Source organism: Pseudomonas sp. UBA1879, assembly GCF_002338065.1.
GTDB lineage: Bacteria > Pseudomonadota > Gammaproteobacteria > Pseudomonadales > Pseudomonadaceae > Aquipseudomonas.
This window is the reverse complement of the sequence record NZ_DDHJ01000022.1, coordinates 1-12,187: the sequence shown is the minus strand read 5'-3', so window position 1 is coordinate 12,187 and position 12,187 is coordinate 1. Positions and strand designations below refer to the sequence as shown.

The 12,187-nt window shown below is 60.5% G+C and carries 11 protein-coding genes; 3 read left to right on the top strand and 8 right to left on the bottom strand.

The genetic code is table 11. The features are described 5' to 3' along the window. Positions 1-15: 15 nt before the first annotated feature. The 4 genes from B3N48_RS24535 to B3N48_RS24520 form a co-directional block, all read right to left on the bottom strand. On the bottom strand, positions 16-831 hold the full coding sequence (locus B3N48_RS24535) for an ABC transporter substrate-binding protein (protein WP_296188088.1): 816 nt from the start codon (positions 829-831) through the stop codon (positions 16-18). 59 nt (positions 832-890) lie between these two features. After that, positions 891-1,967 carry an isopenicillin N synthase family dioxygenase gene (locus tag B3N48_RS24530; protein WP_296188086.1) on the bottom strand — a complete coding sequence of 359 codons (1,077 nt, stop codon included), beginning with the start codon at positions 1,965-1,967 and terminating at the stop codon, positions 891-893. A 13-nt stretch (positions 1,968-1,980) separates the two neighbouring features. Beyond that, positions 1,981-2,832, bottom strand: coding sequence for a sugar phosphate isomerase/epimerase family protein (locus B3N48_RS24525; protein WP_296188083.1), 852 nt, complete (start codon positions 2,830-2,832; stop codon positions 1,981-1,983). Positions 2,833-3,209: 377 nt separating this feature from the next. Beyond that, positions 3,210-4,157, bottom strand: coding sequence for a LysR family transcriptional regulator (locus B3N48_RS24520; RefSeq protein WP_296188081.1), 948 nt, complete (start codon positions 4,155-4,157; stop codon positions 3,210-3,212). A gap of 226 nt (positions 4,158-4,383) precedes the next feature. Between B3N48_RS24520 and B3N48_RS24515 the strand changes: the two genes are divergently transcribed. The 3 genes from B3N48_RS24515 to mmsB all read left to right on the top strand — a co-directional run bounded on the left by B3N48_RS24515 (position 4,384) and on the right by mmsB (position 8,340). After that, the gene (locus B3N48_RS24515) at positions 4,384-5,715 is read left to right on the top strand and encodes an MFS transporter (protein ID WP_296188079.1); all 1,332 of its coding nucleotides are present in this window, start codon (positions 4,384-4,386) and stop codon (positions 5,713-5,715) included. Between the two features lie 56 nt (positions 5,716-5,771). Then, a complete protein-coding gene (locus tag B3N48_RS24510; protein WP_296188077.1) occupies positions 5,772-7,298 on the top strand; it encodes a CoA-acylating methylmalonate-semialdehyde dehydrogenase in 1,527 nt (508 codons plus the stop codon). 154 nt (positions 7,299-7,452) lie between these two features. After that, entirely contained in the window at positions 7,453-8,340 is an 888-nt protein-coding gene (gene mmsB, locus B3N48_RS24505) for a 3-hydroxyisobutyrate dehydrogenase (protein WP_296188076.1), read from the top strand. A gap of 171 nt (positions 8,341-8,511) precedes the next feature. Here mmsB and argH read toward each other — a convergent pair whose 3' ends face one another. The 4 genes from argH to B3N48_RS24485 all read right to left on the bottom strand — a co-directional run bounded on the left by argH (position 8,512) and on the right by B3N48_RS24485 (position 12,030). Next, entirely contained in the window at positions 8,512-9,939 is a 1,428-nt protein-coding gene (gene argH / locus B3N48_RS24500; protein ID WP_296188074.1) for an argininosuccinate lyase, read from the bottom strand. Between the two features lie 239 nt (positions 9,940-10,178). After that, positions 10,179-10,442 carry a glutaredoxin 3 gene (grxC, locus tag B3N48_RS24495; protein ID WP_296188071.1) on the bottom strand — a complete coding sequence of 88 codons (264 nt, stop codon included), beginning with the start codon at positions 10,440-10,442 and terminating at the stop codon, positions 10,179-10,181. A 242-nt stretch (positions 10,443-10,684) separates the two neighbouring features. Then, complete coding sequence (locus tag B3N48_RS24490) at positions 10,685-11,029, bottom strand: cupin domain-containing protein (protein WP_296188068.1); 345 nt, start codon at positions 11,027-11,029, stop codon at positions 10,685-10,687. Between the two features lie 62 nt (positions 11,030-11,091). Further along, positions 11,092-12,030: a LysR substrate-binding domain-containing protein gene (locus B3N48_RS24485; RefSeq protein ID WP_296188066.1), complete on the bottom strand. Its 939-nt coding sequence runs from the start codon at positions 12,028-12,030 to the stop codon at positions 11,092-11,094. Positions 12,031-12,187: the final 157 nt, after the last annotated feature.

The window sequence follows — 12,187 nt, the reverse complement described above, 5'->3', positions numbered from 1 at the left end:
GTGAAGCGTCAGCCGTTAAAGACTCGGTTCTTCCAAGTTGTACTTTTTCAGCAGCGCCGCGTATTCACCGGATTTCTTGGTTTCGTCGAAGGCCTTGAGCAATGCCTGATACAGCTCGTCGTTACCCTTTTTCACGTAGATGCCGAGGGTTTGCTGGTAGATCGAATGCTCGGTGCTGACCACCACCCGGCCTTTGGTGCGCTCGGCGATCATGCCGGCGGCGCCGTCGATTTCCACTTGTGCCTGAACGTTGCCGGACAGCAGCGCCTGGGTCACTTCCGGGGCCGACGGAAATTCGCTGACCGAGATCGCGCCTTTGTTGTTCGGCACGCAGTAATCGGTAGAGAGCTTGTTGAATTGGGCGACCCAGGTGGTGCCTTTTTCCAGGCCGACTTTCAGGCCGCACAGGTCTTCCGGTACTTTCGGTTTGAGGAGGCTGTCTTTCAGGACCATGATTGCGGCGCCGGTCTTGGCGTAGGCGATGGTCTGCGCCTGGGTCTGGCGCTCAGGGGTGATGTACATGCCCGAGATGATGGCGTCGTAGTGACCGGCGTTCAGGCTCAGGATCAGGCTGGAGAACTTGGTGTCGACGAATTCGGCCTTCAGGTCCAAGTGTTTGGCCAGCATGCGCGACAGGTCGGGGTCTGCGCCGACGACGTTTTTCTTCTCGTCGTAGGATTCGAACGGCGGGTACGTAATTTCCATGCCGACTTTCAATTGGCCAGGCGTCACGGTGGTCGCGGCGTGGGCCAGTGTCCCGAAAACGCTCGCGCCGAGTACGGCACTGGTCAGAACGGTCAAGCGAACTGCAGTGTTCAAAGTGTTGCGCATCGTCGGTGACTCCACGTCAGGAAGGTATGGCACGGTGTGGTTGGATGAATTGCGGGGCATCACGGCGCGTCCTGCGTCTGATGCTTCAAATGGCCAAAGCTCGAAGGCTTGCGCGCCTTTTCGTACAGCTTGAGTTCGCCGTTCTCGACCTTGCGTCGCAGGTACTGATAGGTCTGCAAGGCCTGGCCGAACATGTGTTCGCCGATGGTGATCGCCTCGTACTCGGTTCCCTGTTTCTCGAATTGAGGCAACGGTTTGATCTGGGTGTGGAAGTCGCAGGCGAAAAACAGCGGGAAGGAATAACGCTCTTCGCTGACCGTGCGTACCCGATGAGCCGTAGCAACGAACGTACCAGCGGTCATCACCTCGAGCATGTCGCCAATGTTGACCACGAAGGCGCCTTCCACCGGCGGCGCGTCGATCCACTGGCCCAGGTCGTTCATCACTTCAAGTCCCGGCTTGTCAGCCAGCAGCATGGTGAAGCACTCGTAGTCGGTATGCGCACCAATACCGGGCGCGTCTTGCGCGGCGTCGTCGAAGGGGTAATGGATCAGCCGAAGTTTGGACGGCGGGCGGGTGACCATCGCCTCGAAGTAGCCTTCTTCAAGGCCAAGCGCCAACGCGAAGCCGTCGAACAGCCGACGACCCAGTGCAAATACGGCGGCGTAATAGGCTTCGACGGCGGGACGGAAACCGGGCAAATCCGGCCACTCGTTGGCGCCGATCAGCGGGGTCTTGGCGATCACCAGCGGGTCTTCGTCGCCGACTTCGAAGCCAATGTCGAAGGCTTCCTTGTGATCGGGCTTGCCTTTGGCATACACCTCTTCGCCTTCCGGGACGAAGCCTTTGTGGCTGCGCGAGGTGCCGATGTAATGCTGCATTTTGTAGTCGAGGGACTGGGCGAACAGGTCCTTGGCCGCCTGGCGCAAACCCGCAATCAGTGCGGGCTCAATGCCGTGATTCCTGACGTACAGAAAGCCCACCTCGCGCGCCGCTTTGCCGAGCTCGTCGGCCACAGCCTGGCGATCTGCGATGTCGGGACTGAACAGACCGGCAATGTCCACCACCGGAATGCTGCTGAAGTTGGCCACTCTTGGCTCGGTTGAGACTGTCGCCGCTTGAGACTGATCAGGCATGACGAAACGCTCCTTATCGGCTTGTCGTGTGGGTGAAGCGCTGGAAATGTTCACGTTCGATCTGGGCCATGCACACGTTCAGCGACCACAGATCGGCCACCGGAACATTGGTGAAGGGCAGGTGATGCAGGTAGCCGTCAGCGCCGAATTCAGGGGTCAGCGTGGTGACCTGGTAGCCCCGCGCTTGCTGGGATTTCCAGATCGCTTCCCAGTGGTCTTGATGGAAGGCGAGCTCGGCGGCACGCTCGGGGGCAGCGGGGTGCGGGACCTGCGGGCCCTGGTCATACCCGACCCTGGCCTGAATATGATGAACGCGCTCGACGAACGCGCTGAGGTCATCTTCCGGGTCGTCGAGCAGGCGTTCGCAGGTGACGATCCAGTGGCTGATGTCGCTGGTGAAACGCAGGTCCGGCAGCTGACGAATCAGCTCCAGCGTCACCCACGGATTGAACAGCGAGCGGGCGCGGTGGGTTTCGAAGGTGACGGCCTGGCCATGCTTATGCGCCAGTTCCAGCGCCTGACCGAAGAACTCCACTTGCTGGGGCAGTTGCCAGCGGTCGTTTCCGGCCAGCACATTGACGAAGCGTGGCGACAGTTCGGAGGACCAGGCGAGTTTCTTTTCCAGATCGGTCAGGTGTTCGGCGAGGGTCGCTGATTGTTCGGGCAGGACGTCGTAGGCGGTGAAGACTGTAGCGATGTAAGGCAGGTGATTGGCCCGCAAAAAAGCGCCGAACTCGGCACGCTCCACCGGCGTCAGCGGCAGGCGCGCTTCCATGCCGTCGAACCCGGCTTCCAGCAGCTCATCCAGCGCCTGAGCCTTGCTCGCGGTGTAGCCCCACATCGTGCGAAAGATTTCCAGTTTCATCGAACGTCCCCAAAGATTGCGTCTTGCGACTGACACGTGACCTGAACATGGCTCCGCCACGGCACGGGCCGGAGCGGGGTACAGCGGCAGTCACATCAGAAAGGCAATCTTTGGGCCGGGTCTCTACTGGACGGGCTCCTTTATTGGGGCCGATCTTAGGTTCGGGCGATGAACGGGAAGAATAGGAAAGCTCAAATGCATAGTTCAGAGATTTCTAAACTATGGAGGGGAGGGGCGATCTAGACGCGGACGCGCATTTCGCTGTAGGAGTGAGCTTGCTCGCGATTGCATTCTTCCAGCAGACGCCTCTATTTCCGGCAGACAGCTATCGCGAGCAAGCTCACTCCTACAGGTATGTGGTGAATGGGGCTTGTTGGCTAATCCACAAAACTCAACACCCGCGTATCCCCCAACAAAAACGCCTGATTCTGTTCGGTGGTCTGGCGGATGTAATCCCACAACAACGTGATCCGCTTGAGCTTCCGCAAGTCCTCCCGGCAGTACATCCAGAACTGCCGCGTGATGTTCACGTCTTCAGGCAATACCGGCAGTAGCCGTGGGTCTTGGGCGGCGAGGAAGCAGGGCAGGATGGCCAAGGCCCGACCCTGCAAGGCTGCGACGTATTGCGCGACGACGCTGGTGCTGCGCAGGGGCGCGTGGACGTCGGGGAGCAGGTTGTTCAGATAGAGCAATTCGGGGCTGAAGGCCAGGTCGTCGACGTAGCTGATGAACGGATGGCCGACCAGATCATCGGTCTTGAGGATGGGCGGATGTTGGTCGAGATAGGCCTGAGTCGCGTACAGACGCAGGCTGTAATCGCACAATTTGCACACCACGTAAGGCCCATGTTCCGGGCGTTCCAGGGCGATGACGATGTCAGCCTCGCGCTTTGAGAGGCTGATGAAGTGTGGCAGCGGCAAGATATCCACCGAGATGGCAGGGTAGGTGTCGGTGAAGTGGCTCAACTGAGGGGTGATGAAAAAGCTGCCGAAGCCTTCGGTGCAGCCCATGCGCACATGCCCTGATAAGGCCACCCCGGAGCCTGAAACCTGCTCGCACGCCATGTGCAACGTGCTTTCGATGGACTCTGCCGAGCCCAGCAAACGCTGGCCTTCCGCCGTCAGCACGAACCCGCTGTTGCGCGATTTTTCGAACAGCAGAGTGCCAAGCGATGCTTCCAGCGAACTGATCCGGCGCGACACGGTGGTGTAGTCCACCGCCAGCCGCTTGGCCGCCGAACTGGCCTTGCGCGTGCGCGCCACCTCGAGGAAAAACTTCAGGTCATCCCAGTTCAGCGTGCTGAGGGAGGTGATGTGTTTTTGCATGTTTGACCTGCTTTTATGTGCGTTCTTATTGGAAGTTTGCACATCTATACTCCGGTGCAGATCGCAAACCAACCGTGTTCCGAACTGAACACAACCTTGTGGGAGCCGGGTTGCTGGCTCCCACAAGGAGGGTTGTGAATATTTCCAGACCGAGGTAAGCCCAAGCAAAACCGCCCCACCCACATGCCATAACACCCTGCACAACAATAAATAAGCGGAGGAGTTTATGAAGGACGCTCTGACAGCGGACGCCGGTGTGCCTGACGCCCGCGCTGCGAAAACCAAAGCCAAAGCCTACCGGATCGCCGGTGCGGCGAGCATGGCCGGTACGACCATCGAGTGGTACGACTTTTTCCTCTACGGCACGGCCGCCGCACTGATCTTCAACAAAATCTTTTTCCCGGCACTGGACCCGATCATCGGTGTGCTGGCGGCGTTCGCCACCTACGCGGTGGGGTTTCTCGGGCGTCCGTTGGGCGGCATCGTGTTCGGTCACTTCGGTGACAAGATCGGCCGTAAATCCATGCTGCTAGTGACGCTGATGTTGATGGGCGTGCCGACCATCATCATTGGCCTGATCCCCACTTATCAGCAGATCGGTTATTGGGCGGCGGTCATCCTGGTCAGCATGCGCTTTTTACAAGGCATGGCGGTTGGAGGCGAATGGGGCGGTGCGGTGTTGATGGCCGTCGAACATGCCCCCGAAGGCAAGAAAGGCTTCTACGGCAGCTTGCCGCAAACCGGGGTCGGCGCCGGGCTGGTGCTGGCATCGCTGGCGATGGCCCTCGTCGCCAAATTGCCGGAGGCCGACATGCTCAGTTGGGGCTGGCGTATTCCGTTTCTCGCCAGCGTGCTCTTGCTGGGGGTGGGCTGGCTCATCCGGTTGAAAGTGCCCGAGTCGCCCGACTTCGAGAAACTGAAAAAGCAAAACATTGCCGTCAAGGTCCCGCTGTTCAAAGTGTTCCGCGATCAGCCGCGCGAGACCCTGACCATCATCGGCGCGCGCACGGCGGAAAACGCCTGGTTCTACATGTCGGTGACATTCGCCCTGGCCTACGCCGCCAACCAATTGCAAATCCCTCGTGCCGATGTCTTGGGCGCGATCACCGCAGGCGCCGCGCTGTCGCTGGTGACCATGCCGCTGTGTGGGCATATCTCCGATCGTGTCGGCCAGAAGCGTCTTTATTTCGCTGGCCTGTTACTGCTTTGCGCCTTCGTCTACCCGTTCTTCGCCATGCTCGGTACCCGCGATCCGGTGCTGGTCTGGTGGGCGATGGTGTTGGCGGTGGGGGTGGTGTTTCCGATTTTGTACGCCCCTGAATCGCTGCTGTTCGCCCGACAATACCCCGCTGAAATCCGCTACAGCGGCATCTCGGTGTCGGTCCAGTTGGCCGGTGTACTGGGCGGCGGTTTTGCGCCCATGATCGCCACGCAGCTGCTGGCCCTGGGCGGTGGCGACCCGCATTACGTGATCGTGTATCTGATCGGCATGGCGCTGATCGCACTGGTTTGTACGGCGCTGATGAAGGCCGACCCGGCGCGCCGCACGCCCCTTTGAATCCTGCTTTTCGGCGGCCGTCATGACAGGCCGCCCTTCGAATGGAGCAATCTGCAATGAACGTGTCCCTCAACAAAAACAACACCACCGTGGCCAACGTCAAACTGCTGATCAACGGCGAGTGGGTCGATTCGCAAACCAGCGACTGGCTGGATGTGGTCAACCCCGCAACGCAGGACGTGTTGGCCAAGGTGCCGCTGGCCACCGCTGCGGAAGTGGACGCCGCTGTGGCTGCCGCGCACCAGGCCTTCAAAACGTGGCGCGACACCCCGATCGGCGCCCGCATGCGCATCATGCTCAAGTTACAGGCATTGATTCGCGAACACTCCAGGCGCATCGCTCAGGTGCTCAGCGCCGAACAGGGCAAGACCATCGCCGATGCCGAAGGCGACATTTTTCGGGGCCTGGAAGTGGTCGAACACGCCTGTTCCATCGGCACGCTGCAAATGGGCGAGTTCGCCGAAAACGTCGCGGGCGGCGTCGACACCTACACCTTGCGCCAACCGATCGGCGTCTGCGCGGGGATCACGCCATTCAACTTCCCGGCGATGATTCCGCTGTGGATGTTCCCGATGGCCATCGCGTGCGGCAACACGTTCGTCCTCAAACCGTCCGAGCAAGACCCCATGTCGACCATGCTGCTGGTCGAGCTGGCGGTGGAAGCGGGCGTGCCAGCCGGGGTGCTCAACGTCGTGCACGGCGGCAAGGACGTGGTAGACGCGATCTGCACCCACAAAGACATCAAGGCGGTTTCGTTCGTTGGTTCGACCGCTGTCGGCACTCACGTGTACGACCTGGCAGGCAAACACGGCAAACGCGTGCAGTCGATGATGGGCGCGAAGAACCACGCCGTGGTGCTGCCGGATGCCAACCGTGAACAGACCCTCAATGCGCTGGTCGGCGCCGGTTTCGGTGCCGCAGGTCAGCGTTGCATGGCGACCTCGGTGGTGGTCCTGGTCGGCGCCGCTAAGCAGTGGGTGCCTGATCTGAAAGCGCTGGCGCAGAAGCTCAAGGTCAACGCGGGCAGCGAGCCAGGCACTGATGTCGGGCCGGTCATCTCCAAGCGCGCCAAACAGCGCATTCTCGACCTGATCGAAAGTGGCGTGAAAGAAGGCGCGACACTGGAGCTGGACGGCCGCGACATCAAAGTCCCGGGTTACGAGCAGGGCAACTTTGTCGGCCCGACCCTGTTCACCGGCGTGACGACGCAGATGCAGATCTACACCCAGGAAATCTTCGGCCCAGTGCTGGTGGTGCTGGAAGTCGACACGCTGGATCAGGCCATCGAGCTGGTCAACGCCAACCCGTTCGGCAACGGCGTGGGCCTGTTTACCCAGAGCGGGGCGGCGGCGCGCAAATTCCAGAACGAAATCGACATCGGCCAGGTGGGCATCAACATCCCGATTCCGGTGCCGGTCCCTTACTTCAGCTTCACCGGTTCGCGCGGCTCCAAGCTCGGCGATCTCGGCCCGTACGGCAAACAAGTGGTGCAGTTCTACACTCAGACCAAGACCGTCACCAGCCGGTGGTTCGACGACAGCAGCGTGAACGACGGGGTGAACACGACGATTAACTTGCGTTGAGTCGTCGCAGGCAGCACACACCCTGTAGGAGCGTGCTCGCGATAGCAGTCTGTCAGTTGCTGAGGTTCTGACTGAAAACACCGCATCGCGAGCACGCTCACTCCTACAAGGGGGGCCGCGGCGTTCGGATGGGAATCTGACAAGGAGAACAACAATGAAAATCGCATTCATCGGTCTGGGCAACATGGGTGCGCCCATGGCGCGCAACCTGATCCGGGCCGGGCATCACTTGCACCTGTTCGACCTCAATCAGCAGGTGCTGGCCGAATTGGCGGAGCTGGGCGGGCGCATCAGTGAATCGCCGAAACACGCCGCGCAAGGAGTCGAGCTGGTCATCACCATGCTGCCTGCCGCCGCCCACGTCCGCGCGGTCTACCTGAATGACGACGGTGTGCTGGCCGGGATCGGCGCGGGCGTACCTGCCGTGGATTGCAGCACCATCGATCCACAGACCATTCGCGACGTTTCGGAAATGGCGAGCAAGCAGAACGTGGCGCTGGGCGACGCGCCGGTCTCCGGTGGTACGGGCGGCGCTCAAGCGGGCACGTTGACGTTCATGGTCGGCGCGAGCGTGGAGCACTTTAACGTGCTGAAACCGATCCTGGCGCAGATGGGCCGCAATATCGTGCATTGCGGCGATGTGGGCACCGGTCAGATCGCCAAGATCTGCAACAACATGCTGTTGGGAATTTCAATGATCGGCGTGGCCGAGGCGATGGCGTTGGGCAACACCCTGGGCATCGATACCGGCGTGCTGGCCAACATCATCAACAGCTCGACGGGGCGGTGCTGGAGTTCGGAGGTGTACAACCCGTGGCCGGGCGTCGTCGAAACTGCGCCTGCGTCCCGGGGCTACACCGGTGGTTTTGGCGCTGACTTGATGCTCAAGGACCTGGGGTTGGCCACCGAAGCGGCAAGGGTTGCGCGGCAGCCGGTGATCCTCGGCGCCCTGGCCCATCAGCTGTATCAGGCGATGAGCCTGCGGGGCGATGGCGGGAAGGATTTCTCGGCGGTGATTGAGGGGTATCTGAAGAAGGATTGATGGCTGTATCGCGTCTGATGCACGCCCTTCAGTGTAGGAGTGAGCTTGCTCGCGATAGCGATTGATCAGGCACTTGGTGATGTCTGATCTGACGCATCGCGAGCAAGCTCACTCCTACAGGGAATGGGTTTCAACCCAGCGACTGACTGTGGGAGGCAGGTATGAGCGGGTTCAAGCCTTCGGCCCGCTGTAATCCTTCGCCCATTTCTCTTGCGCGATCAGGTGCGCTTTGAACCGCGCAATTTGCTCAGCCACGCGCACTGGCGAGGTCCCGCCCCATCCGCTACGCGCTGCCAGCGCCGCGTCGAGCGTCAACGCCTCCAACACGTCCGCTGTGAGCCGCGCATCGGTTCGGGCAAGCATGTCCGGGGTCATTTCTTCCAGCCCGATGTTTTGCGCTTCACACAGTTGCACCAACTGCCCGGTGATTTCATGGGCCTCTTTGAACGGCACGCCGCGCACGGCCAGCCAGTCGGCAACCTCGGTGGCAAGGGTGAAACCCAGCGGTGCCTGACGCAGCAGTTCGTCCTTGCGCACGGTCATCGTCCTGACCATGCCCGCGAAGGCTGGCAGCACCAGATTCAACGTGTCCACGGCGTCGAAAATCGCATGTTTGTCTTCGCTCAAATCGCGGTTGTAGGACAGAGGCTGCGCTTTTAGGACCGACAGAATCGCCGTCAGCGAACCGATCAAACGCCCCGATTTGCCCCGTGCCAGCTCGGCGATGTCCGGGTTTTTCTTCTGCGGCATGATCGAACTGCCGGTGGCGTAAGCGTCGTCCAGCTCGACCCAGCGGAACTGCCGCGAGGTCCAGATGCAGAATTCTTCGGCCATCCGCGAGATGTTGATGCCCAGCATGCTGGCGCAGAACAGGAATTCAGCGACGTGATCGCGGCTGGCGACGGCATCGACGGAGTTTTCACATGGCCCTGCGTAACCCAGCTCGGCGGCTGAGCTTTGCAGGTCGCGGGCAATCGCCGAGCCCGCCATCGCGGCAGCGCCAAGGGGTGAGAGGTTGAAGCGTTTGTCCCAGTCTTGAAGGCGAAGGATATCGCGATGAATCGCCTGGGCATGGGCCATCAGGTGATGGGCGAAAACGATAGGTTGCGCCTGCTGCAAATGGGTGAAGCCCGGCGCGACGGTGTCTACGTGCTGCTCGGCTTGCCCGACCAGCGCGTCCTGCAGGTCGAGAATCGACAGGGTCAGCTGGCGAATCTGATCACGCAGAAACAGGCGCATGTCGTTGGCCGTCTGGTCATTGCGTGAGCGACCGGCGCGCAGCTTGCCGCCCAGCGCGCCGAGGCGTTCGGTCAGCAGGCGTTCGATGAAGGTGTGTACGTCTTCGTCGGCAGGAATGGGCTGTATCTGTCCGGCGGCGAAGTCCGCGTTGATCGCGTCGAGGGTGGCGATGATGCGTAGGGTTTCATCAGCGGTCAGCAGCCCCGCGCGTTCGAGCTCGTGAGCATGCGCCTTGGAGCCGGCGATGTCATAAGGCGTCATGCGGAAATACACGGCAGGCGAGCGCGACAAGTTGGCCATGGCCGCAGCCGGCCCGGATTTGAAGCGCGCGCCCCATAGGCGCTCAGTGGCATCAGACATTAGCCATTCCCCTCGTTACGTTGATTGCTGGCGAGCCAGGCGTCGAGGGATCCTAGGAAATAGCCAGGATCAGGGGAATGTTACAAATGGCAAGTGGACTTGGCAGAAATGGAAAGCTGTCCGGAGCGTCAGCTTGGGCCAGAGCTCTCGCGTTCCGCTGTCGTGGGCGTAACGCGACTGATCTGTGCAAATGGCGGGCTTTACCGAGGAAGGGCCAGGCACCGCCCAGTTGCAAACAATCAGGCGGGGGCGCCAGCCAGCAACGCATTCAGCTCGCCTTTGCGTTCCAGCAGGGCCATGTCATCAAAACCACCGACATGAACGTCGCCGATGAAAATCTGCGGCACGGTACGCCGACCACTGCGCTCCATCATGAGGGTGCGCTGTTCCATCGAGGTCTGAACGTTGATCTCGTGGTATTCCACTCCTTTGGCCTTGAGCAGGTTCTTGGCGGCGACGCAGTACGGGCAGCTGTTGGTGGTGTAGAGGGTGACTTCGGACATGACAGTGAGCTCCGTGATCGGGCCTTGTGCGGCGGCCCGGGAGAAGATTCGAATAGCAGGACGCTGAGCGGTGCTATTCATGACGGCAGTCATACTATTCCCGTTTCAAAAAATGTCCGCGCAAATTCAGTCTATGGACGCGATAGATCCGCTGCATCCTTCTCATCGTCCTTCGCATGTCATTTGGGACAAAAAAAGGAGCCGCACAAGACGGCTCCTTCGATGTTTGCCGCGCTGATCGGTCAGGCGAACACGAAATACTTGCGCACGGTTTCGACCACTTCCCACGTCCCTTTCATGCCCGGCTCAATGATGAATTTGTCACCGGCTTTCAGGTGAATCGGCGCTTTGCCTTCAGGGGTGATGATGCAATAGCCTTCCTGAAAATCGCAGTATTCCCACTTCGTGTACTCGACGTACCACTTGCCTGGCGTGCAGATCCAGGTGCCCATGATCTTCTGGCCGTCAGCGCTGGTGTAAGCGTTCAGGTTGACGGTGTGCGGGTCGCCGCCGATGCGCTCCCATTTGCAGGCGTCAACGACGGGCAGTGGCGTGGTGTCGCGAAGAAGGGTGATGAAATCGCTCATGGAAACTCCAGAAATGGGGGACGAACATTGCGCCTGCCCACCTTAGGGAGGTGCGGAGCGCGTCAGTTGTCTGGGCTCGACATCGGGGTGTCCAGAAACGCAGTTTCTCCCGTCAGATGACGCACCAGTGCCTTGGCGTATTCCGGCAGCGCCGCAAAGTCGGGCGCACACAGCAGCAGCTTGCGGTCTGCCCATGGGTCGCTCAGGGGGATGCTTTTAAGCTGCCTGCTTTTTTGAAATCGATCCACCGCCGCCTGGGGCACGATGCCCAAGCCGGCGCCGCGCAGGACCATGCGCAACACGCCATCGAAGCTCTCAGCCCGTACCCGGGTTTTGATCCGGCGCCCTACATGCAGCGCCTGTTCTTCGAGGTAAATCGCCATTGCGCTGTTCACCCCAAGGCCGACGAATTCGTGCGCCAGCGTTTGGCTGAACCGCACACCTTCTTGCGCACCATCGAGCGGCTCGGCCAATGGATGATCGAGGGGCATGATCAGGGTCAGCGGGTCGGCGCAAAACGGCAGGGTCTGTAAATCGCTGACATCGACAGCGTTGGAGATGATGCCGATATCGGCCGTGCCGTGGCGCACGGCGTGGAGAATCCGAAGGCTCGGATGCTCCTCCAGGCTGATGTCGATATTGGGGTGATGGGCAAGGAAGTCAGCGAGTTTCTCAGGCAGGTATTCGCTCAGCGCCGACGTGTTGCACAGCAGGCGAATCTGACCTTTGAAGCCTCTGGCGTAGTCGGTGAGGTCGGTTTGCAAACGTTCGACCTGTTGCAGAATCAGCCGCGCATGCTGCGCCAACGCCTTGCCTGCGGCAGTCGGCGTCACGCCCCGTCGGCCACGCGCCAGCAGGGAGATGCCTAGCGAGGACTCCAGCCCACGAATCCGCGCACTGGCCGACGCCAGCGACAAGTGACTACAAGCGGCCCCGGCGGTGATGTTGGCCGCATCGGTCACGTTGAGGAAAAGCTTCAGATCGATCAGGTCGAAATGCATGGCCAGGCTTCCAAGGCTGATGATGGGGCTCTTTCAGTGCTCGCACTGTGACGCAGCAACGCGGGATCCTTTAAGAGTGAGCTTGCTCGCGATTGTTGGAGTGTCATGCAATGCGTCTTTATCTGACACACCGCCTTCGCGAGCAAGCTTGTGTCTT

Excerpts from the sequence above, each read along its gene's own strand:
- B3N48_RS24535 (WP_296188088.1), bottom strand. The coding sequence starts at position 831 with ATGCGCAACACTTTGAACACTGCAGTTCGCTTGACCGTTCTGACCAGT.
- B3N48_RS24530 (WP_296188086.1), bottom strand. The coding sequence starts at position 1,967 with ATGCCTGATCAGTCTCAAGCGGCGACAGTCTCAACCGAGCCAAGAGTG.
- B3N48_RS24525 (WP_296188083.1), bottom strand. The coding sequence starts at position 2,832 with ATGAAACTGGAAATCTTTCGCACGATGTGGGGCTACACCGCGAGCAAG.
- B3N48_RS24520 (WP_296188081.1), bottom strand. The coding sequence starts at position 4,157 with ATGCAAAAACACATCACCTCCCTCAGCACGCTGAACTGGGATGACCTG.
- B3N48_RS24515 (WP_296188079.1), top strand. The coding sequence starts at position 4,384 with ATGAAGGACGCTCTGACAGCGGACGCCGGTGTGCCTGACGCCCGCGCT.
- B3N48_RS24510 (WP_296188077.1), top strand. The coding sequence starts at position 5,772 with ATGAACGTGTCCCTCAACAAAAACAACACCACCGTGGCCAACGTCAAA.
- mmsB (WP_296188076.1), top strand. The coding sequence starts at position 7,453 with ATGAAAATCGCATTCATCGGTCTGGGCAACATGGGTGCGCCCATGGCG.
- argH (WP_296188074.1), bottom strand. The coding sequence starts at position 9,939 with ATGTCTGATGCCACTGAGCGCCTATGGGGCGCGCGCTTCAAATCCGGG.
- grxC (WP_296188071.1), bottom strand. The coding sequence starts at position 10,442 with ATGTCCGAAGTCACCCTCTACACCACCAACAGCTGCCCGTACTGCGTC.
- B3N48_RS24490 (WP_296188068.1), bottom strand. The coding sequence starts at position 11,029 with ATGAGCGATTTCATCACCCTTCTTCGCGACACCACGCCACTGCCCGTC.
- B3N48_RS24485 (WP_296188066.1), bottom strand. The coding sequence starts at position 12,030 with ATGCATTTCGACCTGATCGATCTGAAGCTTTTCCTCAACGTGACCGAT.